At 34.2% G+C, this 24,202-nt stretch carries 15 protein-coding genes; 3 read left to right on the top strand and 12 right to left on the bottom strand.

From position 1 onward, the window contains the following. Nucleotides 1-72: 72 nt before the first annotated feature. From ACFO3O_RS05440 to ACFO3O_RS05450, 3 genes are all read right to left on the bottom strand, one after another. Complete coding sequence (locus ACFO3O_RS05440; RefSeq protein WP_379977539.1) at nucleotides 73-1,056, bottom strand: cadherin repeat domain-containing protein; 984 nt, start codon at nucleotides 1,054-1,056, stop codon at nucleotides 73-75. A gap of 18 nt (nucleotides 1,057-1,074) precedes the next feature. Beyond that, nucleotides 1,075-2,130: a class I SAM-dependent methyltransferase gene (locus ACFO3O_RS05445; protein WP_379977540.1), complete on the bottom strand. Its 1,056-nt coding sequence runs from the start codon at nucleotides 2,128-2,130 to the stop codon at nucleotides 1,075-1,077. A 309-nt stretch (nucleotides 2,131-2,439) separates the two neighbouring features. Next, nucleotides 2,440-6,549 (bottom strand): hybrid sensor histidine kinase/response regulator transcription factor, encoded by a 4,110-nt coding sequence (locus ACFO3O_RS05450; protein WP_379977541.1) that lies wholly within the window; start codon nucleotides 6,547-6,549, stop codon nucleotides 2,440-2,442. Nucleotides 6,550-7,149: 600 nt separating this feature from the next. Between ACFO3O_RS05450 and ACFO3O_RS05455 the strand changes: the two genes are divergently transcribed. The 3 genes from ACFO3O_RS05455 to ACFO3O_RS05465 all read left to right on the top strand — a co-directional run bounded on the left by ACFO3O_RS05455 (nucleotide 7,150) and on the right by ACFO3O_RS05465 (nucleotide 10,378). Continuing rightward, nucleotides 7,150-8,991, top strand: a complete 1,842-nt coding sequence (locus ACFO3O_RS05455) for an FAD-dependent oxidoreductase (RefSeq protein WP_379977542.1) — start codon at nucleotides 7,150-7,152, stop codon at nucleotides 8,989-8,991. A gap of 97 nt (nucleotides 8,992-9,088) precedes the next feature. Further along, nucleotides 9,089-9,472 (top strand): nuclear transport factor 2 family protein, encoded by a 384-nt coding sequence (locus ACFO3O_RS05460; protein ID WP_379977543.1) that lies wholly within the window; start codon nucleotides 9,089-9,091, stop codon nucleotides 9,470-9,472. Nucleotides 9,473-9,943: 471 nt separating this feature from the next. Then, complete coding sequence (locus tag ACFO3O_RS05465; RefSeq protein WP_299210638.1) at nucleotides 9,944-10,378, top strand: JAB domain-containing protein; 435 nt, start codon at nucleotides 9,944-9,946, stop codon at nucleotides 10,376-10,378. 270 nt (nucleotides 10,379-10,648) lie between these two features. Here the strand turns inward: ACFO3O_RS05465 and ACFO3O_RS05470 are convergent, their stop codons facing one another. The 9 genes from ACFO3O_RS05470 to ACFO3O_RS05510 are packed head-to-tail and all read right to left on the bottom strand — an operon-like array spanning nucleotide 10,649 to nucleotide 24,095. After that, nucleotides 10,649-11,008, bottom strand: coding sequence for a hypothetical protein (locus ACFO3O_RS05470; RefSeq protein ID WP_379977544.1), 360 nt, complete (start codon nucleotides 11,006-11,008; stop codon nucleotides 10,649-10,651). 46 nt (nucleotides 11,009-11,054) lie between these two features. Further along, on the bottom strand, nucleotides 11,055-14,021 hold the full coding sequence (locus ACFO3O_RS05475; RefSeq protein WP_379977545.1) for a type I restriction endonuclease subunit R: 2,967 nt from the start codon (nucleotides 14,019-14,021) through the stop codon (nucleotides 11,055-11,057). Nucleotides 14,022-14,031: 10 nt separating this feature from the next. Then, nucleotides 14,032-16,815: a sacsin N-terminal ATP-binding-like domain-containing protein gene (locus ACFO3O_RS05480; RefSeq protein ID WP_379977546.1), complete on the bottom strand. Its 2,784-nt coding sequence runs from the start codon at nucleotides 16,813-16,815 to the stop codon at nucleotides 14,032-14,034. Between the two features lie 5 nt (nucleotides 16,816-16,820). Further along, a complete protein-coding gene (locus tag ACFO3O_RS05485) occupies nucleotides 16,821-17,795 on the bottom strand; it encodes a hypothetical protein (RefSeq protein WP_379977547.1) in 975 nt (324 codons plus the stop codon). Between the two features lie 6 nt (nucleotides 17,796-17,801). Beyond that, a complete protein-coding gene (locus tag ACFO3O_RS05490; protein WP_379977548.1) occupies nucleotides 17,802-18,164 on the bottom strand; it encodes a hypothetical protein in 363 nt (120 codons plus the stop codon). A gap of 11 nt (nucleotides 18,165-18,175) precedes the next feature. Beyond that, entirely contained in the window at nucleotides 18,176-19,363 is a 1,188-nt protein-coding gene (locus tag ACFO3O_RS05495; protein WP_379977549.1) for a restriction endonuclease subunit S, read from the bottom strand. Continuing rightward, the gene (locus tag ACFO3O_RS05500) at nucleotides 19,363-20,829 is read right to left on the bottom strand and encodes a type I restriction-modification system subunit M (RefSeq protein ID WP_379977550.1); all 1,467 of its coding nucleotides are present in this window, start codon (nucleotides 20,827-20,829) and stop codon (nucleotides 19,363-19,365) included. The genes ACFO3O_RS05495 and ACFO3O_RS05500 overlap by 1 nt, the downstream gene beginning before the upstream one ends. Beyond that, nucleotides 20,830-22,614, bottom strand: a complete 1,785-nt coding sequence (locus tag ACFO3O_RS05505) for a DUF262 domain-containing protein (RefSeq protein WP_379977551.1) — start codon at nucleotides 22,612-22,614, stop codon at nucleotides 20,830-20,832. Then, nucleotides 22,587-24,095 carry a type I restriction-modification system subunit M gene (locus tag ACFO3O_RS05510; protein ID WP_379977552.1) on the bottom strand — a complete coding sequence of 503 codons (1,509 nt, stop codon included), beginning with the start codon at nucleotides 24,093-24,095 and terminating at the stop codon, nucleotides 22,587-22,589. Before ACFO3O_RS05510 ends, ACFO3O_RS05505 begins: the two co-directional genes overlap by 28 nt. Nucleotides 24,096-24,202: the final 107 nt, after the last annotated feature.

Here is a 24,202-nt window from a genome sequence, read left to right on the forward strand (position 1 = left end):
CCTCTGTTATACTACCAATTAGTAGGTGTGTTTTAAGTCATAGTTGGTATAATGATACAATGGCAGTTGCTATTAATCCCATTGTTTGATAGTGGTACTTAACCCTTCGTATAGAGCAAGATTACCATTAGATTCCATATTAAACTCAGAGGCTTCTCCTTGTGCAAATAGCATTACTCCAGAGGTGATGGCAATACCCATAGTACTTCCTGACGATTTCTGAAAGCCTAAAAATCCTTGCTCAGATGTGATCAAAGCTTCGCTTCCTTTTAAAACAAAACAAGCAGCACCATTCTCTCTTTGGTGTGGAGGTAAAGGATTTCCTATGTTTTCAAAACCTATACTATTGGCAAGACTAGATTGCTTTACGCGATGTCTATCCGAGTTGAGTTGATTGTCAACTGCATAATATCTAAAAGCAAATACAAGACTATTGTTGGGCATGATATTCATATTTCGAGTCGACTCATCCAAGTTGGCCATGGTAAAAACCCCATTAGACGATGGATTAATGGTGGTTACATCTTCAAAAAAACCTGCTTTTAGGACATCTATCAAAACTTGGTTAAGTCTTTCATATTCGTCTGCTGTGATTTCTATCCAATCCCCAGCTTGGGCGTCCATATAATTCTGTTGAGAATTGGTTAATACAAAGGCAATATCATCTCTGTTATTAAGATCAATACGAAGATCTACCGATATAGTTTCTACACCATTATTGATTTCGATGACACTTTGAATGGCAGGATTTGTTTCAAAATCAAAAAAGGAAGCGTCGCCAACAGTGAGTTCTCCTGTATTTGGATTGACGACAATAGCATTGGTAAATGCTTGTTCCAAAATAGAAAATGCTAGAGGAAGATTAGATGTCGCATTGATCGTTCCTATGGATTGTCCAGTTTCAGGGTTTTCATCAAAAGTCATACTAATGAAATCCTGCACATTGATACTATTATTTGGATTAGAAGTATCATCATCATTGCCACAACTAATCATGACAATGATGCTGAATACTAGCATTGCTTGTTTTAGGTTTGTTGTTTTACTGAGTTTCATATCTTTTTGTTTTATAAATTATAATGTCGCTTCTAGTATTAAATTAAATGGAGTTTCCATAGCACGTTTCACATGCGTAAACCCTCCTTCTGTAATCACTTCTTTCAGTTGTTTTTCCCCAGCTTGTGCTCCCAAAGCAAGTCCTACTTCTTGATTTAAAGAACAAGGCGTGCATAGCATCGTAGAGAAGGCATAGAAGGCTCTACCTACAGGATTTAAGTTTTCTTCTAAAGAATCTTTAGCAAAGGGCTCTATAATCATACACGTACCATCCGGCTTTAGAGCATTTTTAGTATGCGCACAAGCCCCCACGGGATCTCCCATATCATGCAAACAATCGAAATACGTGATAAAATCATAGTCTTCACCTGGAAAATCTTTTGCGGTAGCAACAGCAAAAGAAACATTAGTAACGCCAGCATCTTTGGCTCTTTCTATCGCTTGTTCAATAGATCCAGGGTGAAAATCGAATCCTATAAATGAGGAATTAGGAAATTCTTTTGCCATGATAATCGTAGAAGCGGCATGTCCACAACCAATGTCAGCAACTTTGGCTCCTTTTTTTAATTTCTCAACAACACCATTCATAGCAGGTATCCAGCTAGAAATCAAATTTCCTTCATACGACGGACTGAAAAACTTTTCAGTTCCGCAGAACAGGCACGTATTATGATCTCCCCAAGAAACTCCTTTTCCAGTTTTAAAAGCATCCTCTATTTTAGGTTCATCATGATATAGGGATGAGATGGCATAAAAAGCACCCGTCATAAACACAGGACTTTTTCGATTTCCAAAAACCATAGTTTGTTCTGGAGTCATAAAAAATGTTTGGTTAGTAGGATCATATTCTACATATCCTGAAGCTGCTTGGGCTGACAACCATTCTCTCACATATCTTTCGGCGGTATGAGTTTTTGTGGCTAATTCGCTAGAAGACATATTGCCTGATTCTGAGAGGGTGGTATACAACCCCAATTTATCTCCGATGGTAATTAAAGGTCCATTGGCAGCGGCTCCCATTTCGGTAACTACTTGTCCTAATAATGCGTGTAACTTCTCTTCGTTTAGTTCCATAATATGTTAGTTGTTTTGTGATTTCATCTATCTTTTTACGCTTTCGCGAAAGCAAAAAAAACATACTCACATGCTTGTTTATAAAAGTTATAATACGAGGGATATCTAAAGAGAAGAGGGAAGCGGTAGTGCTTTTTCTAAAGAGTTAGAATCGTTTTTATAACGCTATTATTTTTTGATAGTGCTAAAGTATGGGGATTCTCATTTTTGGACGTTCACTATTTATTCATTCACATGTAGTATTTGTGAATGTGCTTGAAAATGCATGGAGTATTCTTGCAGAATTGATTTTAATAGTTTGATTATCAATTATTTGAAATAATCTCTAGGAGAAGTGCCAAATTCTACTTTAAATGCACGACTAAACCAAGATGGATCGTTAAAGCCGACCTCGTAGGCAATTTCGGAGATAGTTTTGTTGGACGTTTGAATCAATTCTTTGGCTTTTTGTAAACGCACAGAGCGTATAAAAACAGCCGTAGATTTATCTGTAATCGATTTTAACTTTCTGTAAATTTGAGATTCGCTTAAATGCATTTTTTCCGCGAGGAGCGTAGGACCAAAATTGACATCCTCTAAGTGAGTGAGAACAACCTTGATGACCTGTTGTACAAATTTGGTTTGTGGGTTTTCTACTTTTTCACTTAGAACGCTTGAGAAACCATATTGCTCTAGTTTATTGATCAGCTTTTTCCGAACCAATATCAACTGATTTAAACGGGTAAATAATTCTTCCTGATTGAAGGGTTTTGCCAAATACGCATCCGCACCATGTGTCAAACCTGTTAATCGATCTTCTTCGCTGACTTTGGCGGTAAGGAGGATAATGGGGATATGATCGGTGCTCTCATCGGCTTTTAGGGTGGCACATACTTCGTAGCCGTTTTTATTGGGCATCATCACATCCGAAATAATAATGTCAGGAATGTTATCATATGCCATTTGGATTCCGCTATTTCCATCTGTGGCATGAATGGTTTGGTATTTTTCGCGTAAGCATACCTTTAAATATTGAGCGACGTCCCTATTATCTTCAATAATCAAAACGAGCGGTAGGTCTGATGTATTTTTTTCTAAAGAGAGTTCTGTTGCGTACGTAGGTGCTATCACTACCTCTTGTTCGTTAGATAAGTTTTCTAAAACGGTCTTGCTAAGCTGTACCTCTTTGATCTTAGATACATTATTAGTTATCGGAATTTGAACTGTAAATGTACTTCCTTTTTCCAGTGTGCTCTCTACCGTGATTTCTCCTTGCATTAAATCGACAAACTCTTTGGTGAGTGAAAGACCAATCCCAGTCCCTAGTTGCTGCTCAGAAGAAGCATTAGGGGCTTGATAAAACCTATCAAAAAGATGAGACATATCCCTTTCATCCAAGCCTCTTCCATTGTCCTGTACTTTGATAATAAGCGCGTTTCCTGATGCTTGCTTTAGAGTGTTGAGATGCACAATGATCTTGCCGTGTGGCGCTGTAAACTTGATTGCATTGGAGAGTAAGTTGGAAATGATAGACGCCAACTTATTCACATCAATGTCCATTTCTACCGAATCAATTTCGGAGTAGACAGTGAGATTGATATTCTTGGATTCTGCGAGTGAGTGGAAGCTTTCGCTAAAATATTTTATAAAGGGAACCACATCGATTTGTGTTAAATCCAGTTCCATTGATCCGCTTTCGACTTTGGCGAGATCGAGTAATTCATTAACTAAATGCAATAGGTTCTTTCCGTTGCGTTTAATCATCTCTAAGGACTTTTCTGGACTTTCATTTACCTTATTCTGATAATTAGTTCTCAAAGTATCTGTCATCCCAAGAATCACGGTGAGCGGCGTTCTGAATTCGTGACTAATGTTAGAGTATAAACGTGTCTTGGCTTCATTGAGTTCCACCAATTGCTCAGTTTGATGGTTTAAAACAGTATTCTTTTGTTGTATTTCCTTTGTGCGTTCTGAAATAGTTGCTTCAAGACGTTCATTTTTCTTTTGTAATTCCTTAGATCGCCAGCGACTCATCAACCACACCAAAGCGACCAAAGTCAGTATATAGATGAGGTATGCCAACCAATTCCCATACCAAGGCGGTTGTATGGAAAAGCGATAGGAATCTTCGTCACCTTCTTCATTATAGACGTTCTTGGAGCGTACCTTGAAAGTATAGTCACCTGCGGGGATGTTGGTGTAATTCCGTTTCGTTTCCGTTGACCATGGCGACCAGGATGTGTCATAGCCTTCCAAATAGGATTGATAGCTATTGTTTTGGGCGCTATTGAAATAGGGGAGGGCATATTCAAAATTTAGATTGTTTTGAGCATGGGAGAATGGTATTTCTTTTATTGCTTTCGCGAAAGCGTACCTACCCGCATATACCAAGGAATCTGCATTTACCAGAACCTTGCGTATGTGAGCATTGAATTGCTTTTTGGAGGGTCTTTTTTGGTTTGGATTAAAGGCGAGCATTCCATTTGGACCTAATAATAACGGAATATCATCTAAGAACTCCATGCTATAAATATCGAAATCGGTATATAGGTTGAACTCTGATACTTCGGTAAGCGTGTCTTCACCTAAGGTATATAGTTTGTTTTCAAAACCTTTCCTCACGGTTTGCCAAATCGTACCATCTGCAGATCGACCCATATATCCATAAGCATTTACTTCTGACGGATACTGGTCATTTAAGAGAGAATCTTTTTCAAAAATTTGAGCAGTTTTATTAAAGCGATACATGCCGTCAGCTGCGGTAACGTGTATTTGATCATCAAATTTATAAAGAAAGTTATACGACATGGTAGGGAGTCCAGATAGCGTATCAAACTGCTTGAGGGTAAATCTCTTTTCTGTAGTGGTTTTTTGGGGTTGCTTTTCAGCGAAATAAAGCCCGTGATAATTGGTTCTTAGCCATAGGTCTCCATCCGAAGTTTCCGTAATGCTTTCAATGCTTCCGTTTATTTTTATACTAGGTTCGGTTGGTACGACCCATTGCTTGTTTTTATAATAGCATTCAAATAATGAACCTTCAAGCCCTCCTACATAGATCTTGGAAGGATCGATAGCAGATCGGAGAACCGAAGTAAATGTAAAGGCAGAATGACGCTCCTTAAATTGTAGGGTATTCTTGGTATCAATAATAAAAGTAAACTGAGAATTGAATGCAAGAATATCATCTTCATAAGGTAGCATCGATGTAATCTTATTCTCAATACCTTCAATTTTTATAAAGCTAGGCGTATTGATTTCTTTTGCTGGGTTATTTTTCACCAGTTCATACAACCCTTTGCTATCTACAAAAAGTCTTCCTTTGTGGTACATTGCAGATCGAACTCTTTCAGGAAGACCATTGAATTCGTTAAAGCTTCGAAACGGGGATGCCCAATCAATCCTAGAGATTCCATTATCACTACCAACCCAAATAGCACCAAAACGATCTTCGTATACACTAAAAAGCACATCACTAATCAATCCTTGTTTTTTCCCAATTCGTTTTTTGATAGCCCCCGTTTCGCCATTGACGATATACAAACCTCTAGTAGAAGTAGCCATGGCATAGTCACCATTAGATAAACGAATGCTTTTATAAATACGATTTTTTTCAAACACGGCATTACTTTCTGGATTGAACCGTACGATTTTTTCTCCATCGAGAATAGACATCCCAAACTGTGCATTTATAAGTAATAGGTTGTTGTCTTTATGGGAGAGTATCCCCTCGGTTTTTGCACGGTCATTAGTCACTAGTTCTCCACCAGGAATAACGTTGAGTGCATCCCCTTCTATTTTTAGGATGCCATCACCTTTACTATCAATATATACTTCATTGTTTACTTTGAAAGCGCTTCCAAAGAATTCTTTAGGTTTCCACGCATAAAACGCTTTTCCATCCCACCTAAACAGTGCGTTTGCAAACTGGAAATATACCAGATCGTCTATGAAGATGATGGACCAGACATCACGAAATTCTTGATATTCTTCTTGCAAAAATGATTTAAGCGAGTAAAACTGCATCTTGCCAAGGGCATCAGGTGCTAGATAGCCTAGTTCATTGACACCGCCTACGTATATTTTCCCATTTTCAGAAGCCGCAATGGATCGTACTAGACTTTTGTTTGGTAAAGCAATGGTCGTCCACGTAGCGCCATCATATTGTAATATGCCATTGGTATTGGCTGCATATAAAAAACCATTACTCCCTTCTGTAAATGCCCAGTTTTGCGGACTGCTTTTATAGTCTCCAGAGGTATAGTTTTCGATATAAGGTAGTCCAGATTCCCAAATTTCAGTAGGGGTAAAGTGTTGGTCTGATGTGGCTATGTTTTGTGCAGTAATGAAGTGACCTGGTAGCAGTATACAAATTATCAAACGTATTAAGAGCCACAAAGCGTCTTTATGAAGTATCTCGTATAATTTGATCGCTTTTCCCATGTAGTATTGGTGGTATAAATCCTATGATATGCGTTTACGATGATACGTTCTATGTAAAAAGTATCGCCTTTGTATAGCCTGTATGCAATGCGTCTTGTTGGAGGATGAGGGAATTTCTATACACATCGTTTGATGCGTTCTAAGAGGATATCTCAGGTTAAATGTACATAAATAGTTTTAAAGCAAAGGATTTCAGGGGTTTTTGCAGCACAGAGTGGGTAGTTTAGAGGAGTTTTACTGTATTAGTTAGCGATATGATTTTGAAATAGTACTTGGATATCTAGGAGATGTTGAGAAGGAGATTCTTTATTTCCTTTGGTAGTATTTTCCAATGAATATGCTTCATTAAATATTTTTTTGTAGCACTTTCTAGAATTAAAAGTTAATAACTAAATGATGGAAAGTAATGTGCGATAAAAAGTGAACAAGGCTGATATGGGTCATTTTGTAATTGCCTTTTCTATGGTATTTTCAACTTGAAATTAACATTTCAAAGGAAAGTTTGCACCCTTCTTTTGAATTCTCTCACTCATTTGATATTTTTTAGATATAAACAGGCAATCTTCCTGATCGTCAAATTTGCAATTAAAATGAACTAGCATGAAATACAATACTATCATCATCGGAGGAGGCTTAGCCGGGCTGACCGCTGGAGCTACTCTAACAAAATTTGGAAAGAAGGTTCTTTTGTTGGAACAACACTACAAACCTGGAGGTTGTGCCACCACTTTTAAACGAGGCGATTTTATCATTGAAGTTGGCCTTCATGAAATGTGTGGTTTAGAAAAAGAGGGCTCGATCTTGCGATTATTCGACATGCTGGATGTCAATAAAAAAGTAGAATTACTACAAGTCCCAGAACTATATGCGGTACATTCAGATCAGGAGACTTTTGTGTTTCCACACACTTATGCTGCAGCGAGCAAAGCACTGATCGATAAATATCCTGAAGATAAAAAAGGAATCAAACGACTTATGAAATTGCTTGCCAGTATACGAAGAGAGGGAGTCAAATTACCGCGTACACCCTTGAAACGTAAGTTGATGTATCCGTTAATGCCCTTGCTTTATCCCAATCTTGTAGAAGCCTCTCGACATACGGTTGGCTCTTGGTTAGATACGTATATTACCAATGAAAACGCAAAACTCGATCTAGTAGCACACATTGCATATTGGGGTGATGACCCTTACACTTTATCTATGTTCTATTACGGTCTGCCATTCTCGAGCTTTATAGGAAGTGGTGGTTTCTTCATAAAAGGAGGCTCACAAGTTCTGTCTGATCATCTTGCTTCATATATCCAAAAACATGGAGGTACTGTGTTACTGGGTAAGAAGGCCGAGAAGATCATGACTAAGAATGGTAAAGTAACCGGAGTTCGCTTTCGCGAAAGCTTTCATAGCAACACAGAACCAGAGACCATTTCTTGTGATAATATCGTCGTCAATTGTGCCATTCCTATAGTTCCTGATATGTTGGATGACCCCTACGCAAGCTTACTCAAAAAAAAGATAGATTCTCAGCAAATTTCTTGCGCCCTTTTCTGTCTCTATCTAGGCTTTAAATCTGACATAGCTGCCTATGGTGTAGCGCACTACTCCAATTATATCAAGGGAGATGATGTAAAGAGTTTAAAAGATGTACATGCTAACTATACAGGGGATTGGTCAAAACGCAGTTTCATTTTAGTGGATTATAGCAAAATAGATTCCCATTTGGCACCTCCTGGGAAATCTGTTGGCGCGATCTGCTGTGTAGACTATCTGAAGGACTGGGATGGATTGAGTAAAGAAGCCTATAAGGAAAAAAAAGAAGAAGTAGCCCAAATTTTATTAGGCCGATTAGAAAAACAATTTCCTGGAATTCGGGAAAGCATAGAATACTATGAAGTGGCCACACCCAAGACCATTAAACGATTTACCTCAAACACTGATGGGGCTGTTTATGGTTTTGCTCAATCTAAAGAACAATCAGCTACAAAACGCTTTAGGAATAATTTTTTGATTCCCAACTTGTATTTCGCATCCGCATGGACATTTCCAGGAGGTGGCTTTGAAGGGGCTATCATGGGCGGATTTTTAGCTGCATTACAAATGAATCGAGATAAAATATGGTCGGCATGCGATCACACAACGTATGTTGACCAGAGAATAGTCACGTTCTTGGGACATAAAAAAATTGATGACAAAACATTGGAATTGAGTTTTGAAAAACCAGCCAAATTTCAACATCAAAAAGGACAGTATGCGATCCTTAATTTAATAAAGCCGAAAGTAACGGAACTGGATGTACCGTATCGTTGGCTTCCTGTTAGCTCTTCTCCAAAGGAAGATAGTATACGGTTTCACATTAAACTTGATAATAGTAGCTTTTCCAAAAGCTGTGAGCGTATCGAGACGGGTGATGAGGCTACGATATTTGGACCTATGGTTTATTCGTAATTAAAAACAAGCATAACTAGTTGTATTTTATAATATTATAGATAATTGACTTTGCAGGTAATTCATCATAAAAGGTTGCTAATCAAAAATGAAAATCATGAATAAAGAGCATCTAAATATCAGTATTTTAAAGAGGTTCAACCCTGCAAACCCAAGTACGTTGGCTGACGTCTTAGCCGAAGATTTTGTATGGCATTATATAAATCCGAAGCTATCTGAGTTAGAGGGAGATTATTTTGGTCTCTCTGGTTTAACGGATTTCTTCCAAAAATTAGCAGGTCGTACGAGTGGTACTTTTAAGGTCAACCCTATATCCATCATTCCTATGGGAGATGAACTCATCATCACCCATGTGAAAGACACCTCATCACTAGAAGGCAAACCAATAGAGATTGACGCCATTGTGCTATGGTGTATTATTGATGGTAAGATTAAAGAAGCTTGGGACATACCTGTTGCTCATACCGTAAAAATGATATGAAGTGTAAAAAAAATACGTAATTATTTAATCTATAGGTAAATAAACAACTACTTCCCGATACAGAAACTTTTTTTCCTTGTTTTATAGTACTTTACATGGTATAAGGTACAATTAAGGTGTTTTATGTCACTAATTTCAATTAAGGCAATGATAATATTCAACTTAACACTTACACTTCTTTGTTATAGGGTTATTTTTTTAAAACATTTCATGTGCTTTTTTGTGATAAAACATAGTAACCGATTTAAAGGGCTTCTCAAACAAGACTTTTCTGTATATATCACAAAATACATTAACTTTCGTTTCTAAGGTATAGATAGTTTACTTTTAAAAGACGTATTAGGCGTTTTTTCCAAACTGAAAAAGCTTATAAATTTATGGACGATAAAAAGTTTCCAAGCTATTGGAGGTTAGTAAGAGAGGATTTTAATAAATTTGATTCAGGTACTTACTAATAACAAGTACTAAAAAATGATTAACAAACTGTTTAAGATGAACGTACGCCTTCCAAAAGACGAAAATATACATATAGCTAATACAAAAGATATAGCGCGTATAATGCGTAAGATTCTTTTAAGACAAAATCGGTTACATCGTAAGAAAGAATATTTATGGGCTATAGGTTTAAGTACTGCCAATAACATAGAATACATCGAACTTTTAACCATAGGAACGCTTAATAAAAATAGTGTTAAACCTATCGACGTATTTAATTTTGCAGTCGCTAAGAAGTGCGAAAAGATTATCATTTGCCATAATCACCCATCGGGAAATATAACGCCTAGTAAAGACGATATAGCAATGACACAGTTAATAACAGCAGGTGCAACTGTATTAGGAATTAAGTTACTAGATCACATAATTATAAGCGAAGACAAAGAGTACACAAGCATAAAAAATAAATAAGTCCTTTTAGTATTATTAAAATTAAATTACAATAAATAAAAGCTTAGAACGCATTATAAAAGTAGTAGAAGGGGCAGAAAATATGCTAGAAACATTTGTACGCTTCCCCAATTTAGAACTGCTTATTTTTCCAAAACTTTTATATAGTTGCCAAAATTGTTACTAATTAGGGGTAGGAGTGGGGTGATTTTAATAAGAGGGTGTAAATTAATCTATGCTACAGTAATAAATATAGCCTCAATATTATATTCTTAGCACTATGTTTAATTTTCAATTAGACATTTCCTTTTGAACACCTACTCTAAAACAACGTTCTTCTCCGAGATAAAGAGGGTTTCCGTGTTTTTCTGACCAAAAACCATCTAGCAGATCTTTAGTGATACATTTATAAACAGCAACTCCTTTGTAGATAGCACCTTTTTCATTTTGGTACTTAAAATTAATTATCAGGATATTATCTTTAAAAAAAACAGTTCCTAATTGAGTTTGATTCTCATTAATAAGCCATTCTGCAATAATCCTTTTGTTTTCGTCTAAGGTTAAGCTTAATGTTCCCTTATAATTCTCTCCTTCTGCATCTTGATTGCTTCCAGTGATAGTAAATGTTCCGACTAGGTCTCTTATGTCCATTAATTTTAAAGTACTAATATTTAATTATAAGAATACTTGTTATTAATTAATAATACTCTTTTATATATCCATAGGCTCTCTCAAATAACATTTGATCCTTATGTAATTTATATTTCAATAATGCTTTACGTAAAGATTTTTGTACTTCGCGTTCACCTGAGCTTGTTTTCTGCCATCCAGGGAAGCGTACTACTCTTACAATAGCATCTATGTCTGTAACTATTCTTTCTACAACTGCGGGTGTTTCATCATTTTTTAATTCAATGAATAATTCTGTAAGCGCAGCTTTAGGCGTTTTTTCGATTAGTAATTCTTCTAATTCCTTTTCGGCAACAATAGTTTCTTTTGCTAATTTACACAGTTCTTTTACGAATTCAATTGATGTAATTAATCCTTGTTCTGCTTTATCTCTTAAAGCTTCTAATCGCTCACTTAACGATTTGAATTTTGGGTCTCCAGAATGTTTTTTAAATCGTTTAATTAAGAGCTTTTCAAGTTTCTTAGCGTTTTTCGGATCTGGATTGTTAAAAATGTTTTCAATTACATCTGCATCTAAGATGAATTCTTCTAAGTGGTGTACTTCACCAACATGAGTATTCTCATGCATTAATCTTGTCGTTTCTGCTCCTAATGAGAACCATAGGAGTTTCCCAATATTATCTGCTGCTGGTCGTACAGACTCAAAAACTTGTGATAACCATTTATAATCTTCTTGAAAGTCATTTAAAATGCTATCTGGAGATAATGATTCCCATATTTTAGATAAATATTTATAATCTTTTGCAAAGGCATCTTTTTTTTCATTATTCCCTATTGCATTTTGAGCGGCTTCCAAACCTTCAAAACCTTGTATGGTTCTATCAACATCTTTAAAGTGTGATATTGCGTCTCTCATTGCTTTAGGCAATTTATCTCTTAACTCTGAAAGATTAGATATGACGGTTTTAATACTTTCTTCATCAAACTGCAATGCTTTTGCAGCATCATCAAATACTCCAAAATAATCTACAATTCGACCGAAGGATTTTTCAGGATACAATCTATTGGTTCTACAAATGGCTTGTAGTAAGGTATGGTCTTTTATAGACTTATCTAAATACATGGTTTGCAAAATAGGCGCGTCAAAACCAGTTAATAGTTTTGCTGTTACGATAATAAATTGCAAATCAGATAAGGCATCATTAAATTCATCTACAATTTTTTCTTGCTGACTTTTATCAACGCCCCATTTTTGTTTAAATTCTAAGTCATCATTTGCAGAAGTAGAAAAAACAACACGACTTGCTTCTTCTGGAAAGTATTTATCTAATTCTTCTTTGTACTGAACACAGGCATATCTGTCTGGTGTCACTATCATGGCTTTGAAACCATGAGGTGCTACTTTGGCATTGAAATGAATAGCGATGTCTTCTACTATTTTGGCAACACGTTCTGGTGATTTTAAGAAGGCAGCCATTTTTACTGATTTCTTATTTAAAGCATCTGCTTCTTCATCGGTTAAGGCTGCATTTTCTTTAAATTCAGCAAAGGCCTTGTCTATGGTTTCTTTATCAACATGAACATCTACAAGTCGTGGCTCAAAATGTAATGGCAATGTGGCATTGTCTCTTATAGAATCATGAAAGGTATAACGCGACATATAACCACCATCGTCTTCTTCCGATCCAAAGGCCCAAAACGTATTTTTATCAGCTTTGTTTACTGGTGTTCCTGTTAAACCAAATAGAAATGCATTAGGTAAAGCAGCACGCATTTGCCTTCCTAAATCACCTTCTTGTGTTCTATGGGCTTCATCTACCAACACAATAATATTGTCTCGGGTATTCATGTTTGGTTTCGCGTCTCGAAACTTAAATATCGTAGAAATGATAATCTTCCGAGTATCACGTTCTAATAGCGTTTGTAATTCGGTTATACTATCAGTCGTTTCTACATTAGAAATATCGGCAGCATTAAAGGTCCCAGTAATTTGCGTATCTAAATCTGTACGGTCTACCAAGACAATAACCGTAGGACTTTTTAAGTCTTTTTCACGTCTTAATTTTTGAGCAGCAAAAACCATTAATAAGGATTTACCTGACCCTTGAAAATGCCAGATTAACCCTTTTTTAATTTTTCCTTCCTTAACACGAGCTACAATTCTATTAGCACCTTCATATTGTTGAAAACGAGGAATGATCTTAATACGCTGTTTCTTTTTATTCGTAGTAAACAAAGAGAAGTTTTGAAGTATATCTAGTAAACGTTTTGGATGCAATAAATCTGATAATTCCTTGCCTACTTCTCCAAGTCCTAAACGCTTTGCAATAGCATCTTCATCATTTTCTAATCGCCAAGGTGCCCAAAACTCTAATGGTGTTCTAACAGCACCATAATAAAGTTCTTTGCCTTCTGTAGCAAAAGATAATATGTTAGGTACAAATAATTGTGAAACTGCATTTTCATAAATATCATGCACCTCATGTGCTCCATCTAACCAACTTATGGAAGGGCGAATGGGAGTTTTGGCCTCTCCAATTACTACAGGCACACCATTTATAAATAACACGACATCTGGTATTTTAGTTTCCCGATGATGAATCCGAAACTGTGTGGTAGCAATAAAACGATTATTTTTTAATTCTTCAAAATCTATTAATCGTACAGGTACATGGCGATTATTTTCGCCGAAAGGCATCGTTTTATCTCCTTGTAACCATTTGAAAAATTCTTCATTGGCACGCACTAAACCTACTTGATGCACAGAAATTAAGATGGCGCGTAATTTATAAATCACTTCATCAGCCAGATCTGGGTTAGCTGTGATTTCAGGATTTAAACGAATTAAAGCTGCTTTTAGATCACTTTCTATTAAAACCTCATTAACGGAGCGCTGTAACTCTTGTGGTGATTTGTACTGCCAAAAACGACCGTACAGTGTAGCGTCTTCTGAAACTTCATTGGTATTTAAGTTGACTCCTGTGAGTTGCTTAATGATGTAGTTTTCTACACTGTTTAGTTCGTTGAATCCCATGGTAGTGATATTAGTTTTTTAAACTATTTACAACAGCTATTTCTAGTTCTGCAATAGATTTCGATTTGCCTTTAAGGAATTCATAATCAATGCTACATCTAAAATCTGCGTTAAGCATTAATAATTTGACTTCCTTTGATTTGCTCGTGCTTTCAATTACTTTTTTGTGGTCTTCATAGACTGAATTTAAAAAAGTTCCTGGATTTTGGATAAACTTTAAGTTTTTTAGAACATACTCTTCATCCATATCTTTAATATCCTTAGTTCGTTCAATCAAGGCGATACAGTAATTCTCTATATATTTAGGATTAACGGCTCTTTCTAATTGCGAAATAGCAAGTTTTACGGAATCTTTATTACCCTGTTTAACTGATTTCATTTCAATATAAAAAGATTGCCCTGTTTTGGGGTTTGTTATCCTAAAATCATAAGAACCTCCTCCTGCGTATACAAAATCAACTGCTTCTAAATCTACTTTATCTACAATTAATCCTAAATGATTTTTCTCAAATGCAGATTTAAACAATTTTTCCACATCGCTACCTATCTTTGATTTAGCATTGAAATCTCGCGTCTTCTCACCTTCTTCACGTGCAAAATCCATTATTTGAGAAGGTATTTTATTTGGAAATAATTTCGCTAACTCTGTAAGTTGCTCAAGGTTGGCACCAGAATCTATTATGTTGACTATTTCTTTTATGTCGGAAATACTCTCAACAACTTTATTTAATTCGTCTACTGTAACTTCAGATTCAGCAAGTTTAAGTAGAGAATCTTGTTTTCCACTGTCACGAATAGTTATTGCTTTTACTCTTTCTTCTTCATCAAAGCTCTCTAAAAAGAAATTAGTATAAGAACTATTAAAAGTTGGGAAATAGGTTGGTAATTCACTCCAATTTGGGAAACCTTTCTTTTTAAGCCATTTTAATAGTTTACTTAATCCTTCTAATTCATTTTTAGATAATCTAGAATTTGCGTCTAGACGTAATCTAAAAATATCATCAATTTCTTTAGCAATAGTTTTCCATGTCTTATACTTAGCTTCAGGTAATAAATTTGGAACGTCCTTGTTTATAGTTTTATTTAAAAGTTTAAATCTATAATCCTGATTTTTCATTTTGTTGTAGACCTCTATTAAGTCTGTATCAACTCCATTATCTGTATAAATTTCAGCATCTCTATTCACAAAACTTCCTTGTTCTGACTGACAAGGAATTATTTTATATTTAGCAAGTAATCCATTATCATTTTCTTTTACATACTTAATGAATTTAGCCAACCATTTAACAGTTTCTTCTTCATCTTTATTTATGTTCTCAGCTAGTTGAACTAAATTTTTTAATCCAGCTACTATTTTAACAGCAGCTTCTAACCTAAATGGAACACTTTTAAATATTGTAAAATCAATATTCTTTAGCCAATTTAAATATTCTTCTCTTGAAGGGACCTCATTTACTATCAAATCTGAAACAGTATCATAAAATTCTAAATCCCTTGACTCTGTTTTATTTTCTGGTATAAAGGGAAGTTTCAGTTTAGCATACGAAATAGGTATACCGTTACAATTAACAAACTCAACTTCATCTAGAACAATTTTAATTTCTTTTTCTATGTTTTTCTGAAACCAATCAGAACCAGTTGAAAGTGCTTTTATTCTATCGCTTTTTAACTGAACTAGATGATAAAGATTGCCAACCCCTTCTTCTGCTAAATTCTGAAGTAATCTTTTATAAGCTTTGACACCATTCAATAAGTTACTTCTGTTGTTGATATCATTATTGGAAATGCTTATACCATTTCGTTCTGTTTCTGGTTTAAACTTTTGAGAGTTTATTGAAATTGGAAAAGGAAATTTTTCCGAACCTATTAGTGGAAGGTATAAAAAGAGAACTGCTATTTCTTCTGAGTATTCAGCTACGACATTATCTTTTATCTCTCTAGCTACAATTACTCCGTCTTGTTTAGCGTATTTAACTTTTATATCATTCTGCGGTATTAAATTAATATGTAAACCTATTTCGCATAGTTCAGTTTGATCATCTCTGCTTTTCTGATAAAAGTGTTTTTCCTCAACACCATTTTTAATAAACTTAACCGATTTAAGCTTAGGTAAAAATGTAAAAACTAACGGTAATACTTTAATTGCATATTCTATTCCTGAAGTTGCAATTCCTTTTGAGTCTATGTTTGATAATCCTTTGGTTAAATCATAAGTAAAAACTGTATCGAATGAGCCGGATACATAGTCTGATATTTTATACTCTTTTTTAAATTGATCTTCAGATTTTTGAATTGAATCAATTAAAAGTTTTTTAGAATTGTAATTAGTTCTATCTAAATCAAATTTAAATTTATAATGAACCTTCTCTCTATACTTATCTTTTACCAAACCTTCAACTGTTATTACAGCAGAAAGTGCATGTGTTGATATAAAACCACTTCCAAATCGTCCTATATAGTCTTCATCAATATCTTCATCATCCTTATCTGAATCAGGAGTAATTAAATTCTCTACATCTACTATTTTAAACGGTTTACCATTATGCCTAAAAATTAAAAGATCGTCTTTAAGTTCTAATTCTACATCAACTTCTTCATTAAAATCGCTAGCATTTTGGATTAACTCCCAAAACCAGCGAAATTGAAGTAACTCAATTTTACTAGGAATTGGCTCCAATTTTTCCATCAGCCTTTTGGCTGGAATACTAAGTTTTTTTTCAATTTCAGTGTCCCTAATTTGATCATCAAATGATATAATATTTTCCTGTTCTAGCTTTTCTTCTTCGATTTCCATAATACTTAACTAATCATTTTAGGATTCCAACAATTCTCATAGATAATCTTTTCCATTTGCCATAATGCAGAAGAACTATTTAGTTGAAAAAATGTATGCATATCAGATTCTGGAATCTTACTCAAAGCCTCATAATAGTTACAATAAGTCTTCAAATTCTGTTCCTTATCATCAATATAAATCTTCATTGGTTTACCTTCTAAATCAACGCCTCTAATACTATCCTCACTTATTTTAAAATCATTAAATGTGATTATTAATGGTTCTGGATATTTCTTTTCTATAAATTGCTCTTTTACTGCAGTTGTCAATGGATTTATATACAATAGCAACAATTTATTGTTTTCAAATTCACGATATTTAAAGGTATAAAACCCATCGATTAAAATCTTTTTGTTTTGAAACTGTAAAACAAACAATCCAGTCTTAAAAGGATGTAACCCCACTTCTAATTGCTCGCTTTTTGTTTGTAACTTAACTAGTTGTTCTTTATGCATAAAAAGCATGTTGATTACATTCACAAAAAGTTGTGCGTTTACATCTGCATAACTCATGGCTCCCATAAAAGAATGTCTGTCAGGATGCATTCTATTATTCCTTATATCTCTTGCTCTATCAAAATCAGGTTGTAAAAATGATAGTTCATTGTTTTGACAAATCTCTTCTATAAGTTTCCATAACTTTTTGTCAAAAACAACTCCTTTTTTATTGGGCGGAAGCTTTAAATCTATATTTAACTCTTTAGTCTTCAGCTTAACAGCCATTTCCATGATGAGTAAAGATTTTCTCAGTGCCTCATCAAACATTGGCCAATGGTAATAACTATGGGCTAATAGATAACTTACAGTAACAAAACTTTTTTCTATGTCTTCTGGTACATTTTTATGAAACTTACCTTCTACAACATATCTAGCAACGAATTCATCTCTGCTTTTTATACCATAAATGTCCCAAATATTTTCTGGCTCGTACCAATCCATCTATTGCTAAAATTGTATTTTCTCTTTCACAAACCCACTAAAATCAAACCCAGTGCCACCAGATTTTACATCTTGCAAATATTTAAAACACCTATCTGCAGAAATTTCTAAATCTACGGCATCTTTGTCTTTTCGTATTTTAAACGTGCCATATAAATTACCTACAAAACCTTTAGGTAATGTTATCCAAATAGCTTTGGTCTTATCATTAAGCAATAAATGCACATCATCATTAAATTTATCTGTGCGTATATTAAACCACCACACTGTTTTAGAAGTATTTATTTTAGAATAACTGGTGTTACTATTATTTAAATAAGTGCCTTTTGTGGCATTTATATAAGCAATTATTTCCTTTTTTGTTATCATGCCCCATAGTTTTAAAACACCTGATTAATTAAACTCTTTTGTAAAGCTTTGGAACTTGAGGTTTTGGATTCTAATTCTACTCTATTTTTTTCATAATCTAGCAATTTTTCAGTAATCTTCATCATTATATTTTGTGAAGGAATTACCACTTTAAATCTCCTTATTGAAGATTTAGAAATTTCTAAAAATGTACTTCCTCCTGCAAGCCTAGTTAACTCATTAGTTAGATGCTTTAAAAGAAAGTACAGAAAATAATTATTTACCTTTTCATTACAAATGAAGTTTGAAAAACCTTGGTTTGTAGCCATAGGAACATCATTTATAATTGCATAACCTATAGTTGCTCTTGAACAATATAGTATTGATCCAATAGGATAAAGTCTATTTGATATATCTCTCAAACCACTTTCAGTAATGTATTCTCTAGTTCTACTTAGTGATATTTTATTATGCTTAGTCACATCTGTTGGTGTTAACCAGGGAATATCTCCATTCCAATATTCCTGAACATTTCTAGATGGTGTTGAACCTCCTGTTATTTCAGCTATTTCAGAAAGACGATAAACTTTATAATCAGTAGAAAGTTTCTTTTCTATTCCATTTCTATATTTAATAAGATATTTTTTTTCAAAAGCTTTTTTTGAAATATTAAGATTTTCCAAAACCTCATTCTCCTTCTCAACAACCTCATCCATAGCCCAAAGTAATTCCGCAAGTTTGGTTTGCTGGTCTTTTGGTGGTAGTAGAAACTCGTAATTGGCTAAATCTTTAAATTTTACACGAGGGGATAAACCACCAGCAGAGTGTTTAATAGCATAATCGAAAAACTTATCGTTATTTACTATAAATGGTAATAACTCTGGAAGCAAATTGTCCTTTGATCTGAATACGGTTATATCACCTGAACAAATACCACTAAATTTAGCTTGTGCCGCTTTTTTTAGATAAGCTCTACGTCTACCAAATAGAACATCATCAACTTCAAATTTCTTTGTGAATGTGGTACTTTCTTCAATACTATTAGAATTGCAAAGATGAATGTCCTCACTAGTAATATGTTCTAATCCAACAATATGTTCAATATTATCACCAATTGGGTCTTTTGTAGATTCTTTAGGTTCAAAAACAACATCTCCAAATTTGACTGGAAGCCAATTCGATTTATCTATTTCAATTTTCTTATCCAATACTTCTTCCATTAATTATCAAGTATTTCAAAAAGTTCATTCATTGATTTTTTCAACTGTTGTGAAGAATCTTCCCAACCATCATAAACGTCTTCAAAATTTATTTTAGTTTCCATGCTTAACTCTTGCGTTCTCACATACAAACTAATGGACATATTACCATCATTAGCAAGTACTTCTTCATTAGTCAGTAAAGCCGAAAAATTCTCTTTATTTGTAAAATCCTGATACGCCTTAAATATTTTATCAATATGGGTTTCTTCTAAAAAGCCCATTGTTTTTTCTTGTTTTACTTCTTCTACAGCATTTATAAAAAGAATTTTTCCTTTCTTCTCTTTACTTTTATTCGTTTTCGTAATTAACAAACAAGCCTCCATGGGTGAATTGTAAAACAAGTTAGGTCCTAAGCCAATGACGCACTCCACCAAATCCTCCTCAATCATTTTCTTTCGCAACTCTGCTTCTTTATCTCTAAACAAAACACCATGTGGCCATAAAGAAATAGAGCGCCCGTTTGTAGCATCTAAACTCTTTTGGATATGTTGCTGGAAGGCATAATCTGCACAACCTTGTGGAGGTGTTCCCCAAAGGTTACGTCCAAAAGGGTCATTTGTAAATGCTTTTTGATCCCATGCTTTAATGGAGTATGGTGGGTTTGCCAAAATCACATTAAAGGTTTTTAAGGTGTCGTTTTCTAAAAAGGCAGGTTGTGCCAGCGTATCACCGCGAACTATGCTAAATTCTTCGATACCGTGCATAAACATATTCATACGTGCGATGGCAGAGGTGATCAGGTTAATTTCTTGTCCGTATAATTTAAGTGTTCTATATTCCTTGCCTTCATCACGTAAATGCAAGGCACAATTTAAGAGTAATCCTCCAGAGCCACAGGTAGGATCGTACACGCTTTCTCCTGGTTGTGGGTCCATAATCATAGTCATGAGTTTTACAACGGTACGGTTGGTATAAAACTCGGCTGCCGTATGTCCAGAATCATCTGCAAACTCTTTTATTAAATACTCGTAGGCATTTCCTAACTGGTCATCGGGTACGTTTTCTAAATTGAGTTTGTGTTGTGAGTAATGTTCTATAAGATTAGTTAAGGTTGCATCACTCAGTCTATTTTTATTGGTCCAAGAGGCATCTCCAAAAATACCGTATAAGGTTTCTGGATTGGCTTTTTCTATAGCGCGCATGGCGTCTTGTATAGCAACACCAATATTTACGGTGGTTTCGCGTACGGTGTTCCAATGCGCATTTTCGGGTACGATAAAATGATGATTTTCGGCAAAGGCAGCGTATTCTAAATCGCCATCACTTTCTTCTAATCCTTTTTCAAACTCTTCGTCATATACATCACAGATACGTTTAAAAAACAATAACGGAAAGATGTATTGTTTATAATCGCCTGCATCTATGGTACCACGTAAAGCAGTTGCAGCACCCCAAAGGTATTTTTCTAGGTTTTGTTGGGTCATTTAGTTTTGCGTATTATCTGTTTCTTTAAGTTTAACATTTAAAATATCTGCATAGAGTTTTTTCAAAGTCATTCTTCTTTGATTATAAAAATCATTAAAATCATTAAAATTAAGAGATTGACTGTTTTTTATATGATTTAAGCTTAAATAGTTATTCCTATCATTATCATTAGGATATCGTTCCTTTAACCATTCTTCAAAAGGCTTATCTCTTTTTTCAATATTAGTTGTTGCCTCTAAAAGCTGTAAGTTCGATAAGTTGTTAAACTTTGAAATATATTCATCTTTGATTTTAACATTAGTAATCCCTAACTCGTCTAATTTCCTTTTATAAAAAAACGATTTTGGATGAATATGATCTTGATGATATTTAAATGAGTAGTTTAAAGACGAATAGATTAAGCATAATGCACTGAAAGTATTCTTCTTTCCATATTTTAAATCTAAAATGCTTTCAATATCATCTTCGGAGAAAGAAATAGATTTTCTTTTGCCTCTATAATGTTCAATGATTTCTGATAATGGAAAACGATTAGGGTGTTGATTAACAAAATTCCTCATTACAGGATATATAGCATCGGGTGTTCCTCCAAAAGTACCTCTAAGTATTGTTCTAGATAACCATTCTATTATAGCTTTCCTATTTTGTTCTTGTGCTTGTGAATGAATAATTTTATCACTTAAATCATTTTTATATATAAAATAAGCAATAGGTATTAAGGCATTTGAAGCGGTTAAGCTATTTCTGTTATAGCCATACTTAGAAATCAATTCTATAGCAATTTTTAATGAACGAGAAACTTCATCCCAATTTTGTTCAATTTTGGACATATTCTCTTTGGTAAAATTATCTACCTTAAATTTAATATCGCTAAAATCACCAAGAACCAAACATGTTTTAAGAACTAAATCTTTATTAAAATCAAAGCCTTCTCCAATTTTATTTAATTCATCTACAAATTCGTGAATTATTTCTCTAGCATCTTTTTCTTTCCACTGAGCAGTGGCAATTGAAAGTAGAAGGTCAGAATAGCTTAATTTGGTGCCGCCACTATTTATTCTAATAAATATTTGTAAAACTTTGTCTAATTCTTCACTCTCTTCTAGAAAGAAACTAATAGGTTTTTCTTGATTTATAACATTAAAAAAATGACTAATTGTATTTAATGCAAAAGTGGATTGTTCATTTGTGAATTTTGATGTATCCGTTAAACCATTATGCATCAAATACTGCATAACCTTGCTTAAATCATCAAAATTAAGAACCTCACTACACTCAAACCAAAACTCATTTTCTGTATTTTCAATTTCATCTTTTGATAAAAATCTAAAATCATATTCTAACTCAATATTTTTAGCCTTCGACAATAAATTAAGATATAATTTTTTCTTAGGATAAGCATTTTCATTTTTACTAGAATAATAAGGCAATTTCTTCGCATGAGAACCTGTTAGTGCAATGTATAGTGATGTCATTCTTTGTTGCCCATCAAGTATAGCTATTACATCTTCTTCGTTTCCTATATCTGCTTTTGTATTATGCTTTGCCTTTTTTTCGTGATAATCTTTTAAAAACTCATAGAATTGAAAATCTTTAATTCTAGATTTATCCACTTTCCAAAATAAGAATGTACTAATTGGATAATTTCTCATTAAAGAATCAAATAGTTTTTCAATCTGATCTGGTTCCCAAACAAATTCCCTCTGTATAGATGGTAAAACATATTTTCTTTTTCTAATATTATCAATTGCCTTCTTTATTGTAATCGGTGCTTCGTATGCCATTGAATAAACTCTTTTAAAATCGTTTTAAATTTGGTCTCTGCTTTTTGACTTTCGCGCCAAGCGAACTTTAAATCAGTTAAGGCTTCCTCTACACTGGGTAAATTATCCTCAATAATCTTTTCTACATATAAAGGGATATTCAAATTGAAATCATTCTCTATAATCTCATCGATGCTTGCCACTTTTACATAATTTTCTACGTCATCATACGTGTGGTACCAATCAAATAATTGGTTTACATGAGTCGTTTCTAAATAGTTTTGCGCACGACCTACTCTCACTTGATCTGATCCATCAATAAACAGCACTTTATCTTTTTTTGAAGCTTCTTTGTTTTGTTTGAAGACCATCACACAAGCAGCTAATTGTGTCCCATAAAAAATATTAGACCCCAAGCCAATAACAGCTTCTAATAAATCATCTTCTAGGAGCTTCTTACGGATCTTTCCTTCTGCGCCTTTTCTAAATAAAGCTCCATGAGGTAATACCACTGTCATACGCCCTGTACTATTCATAGATTTTATCATATGCTGTACCCAAGCCATATCGCCATTTCCTTTTGGAGGTACACCTGCGATATTTCTACCATAAGGATCATTCACCCAATTTTCTGCACCCCATTCTTTTAAAGAAAAAGGAGGGTTTGCAATCACACAATCAAATGTTTTTAAACCATCGGCTGCAAAAAAAGCAGGGTTTTTTAAGGTATCTCCTCGGGCAATTTGAAAATCTTCTATGCCATGCAAAAACATATTCATTCGTGCGATAGAGCTTGACGTCAAGTTTTTTTCTTGACCAAATAATCTAAGTGTTCTATAATCTTCTTGATTTTCTTTTAAATGATCTACACATTCTAAAAGCATTCCTCCTGTCCCACAGGCGGGATCATAAATGGTTTCGGCTTCATGCGGATCTAGTATCAATCCTAATAAATGCACCACCGATCTAGGAGTGTAAAACTCTCCTGCTTTCTTGTTTGTTAAGTCTGCAAAGTGCTTGATTAAATATTCATAGGCGTTTCCTAACATATCAGGTTCAACCAAAGAATTGGATAAACTATACTGCGAAAAATGCTCTATTAAGTCTATTAATAATCGATCTGATAGTTTGTTTTTATTGCTCCATTGGGCATCTCCAAAAATGCCATATAATAATTCTTGATTGGCTTGCTCAATACCTCTCAATGCTTTTTCAATCACGAGTCCGACATTAGTAGTTGTTTCCCTTACATCTTTCCAGTGACATCCTTCTGGAATTTCAAAACGATGAAATTCTGGCAAAGAGGCATATTCAATATCCCCATCTGACTCTTCTAATGCTTGTTGGTATTCTTCATCATAAACATCAGATAATCGTTTAAAGAATAGTAATGGGAATATATATACTTTAAAATCTGAAGCATCTACGGGTCCTTTAAGAATCCAAGCTGCTTTAGATAGGTATTGTTCTAATTGTGATAAGGTTAGGTTGGTTTTAGGCATATATGTGTTTCATATCTGTTTTAATATTAAAACAAATAATTATCATTTAGTTTTAATAATAAGCTAGTACTATAATTTTATTGGGGAAAATTTAAATATAGTAGTTT

Source organism: Dokdonia ponticola (assembly GCF_042653865.1).
GTDB lineage: Bacteria > Bacteroidota > Bacteroidia > Flavobacteriales > Flavobacteriaceae > Dokdonia > Dokdonia ponticola.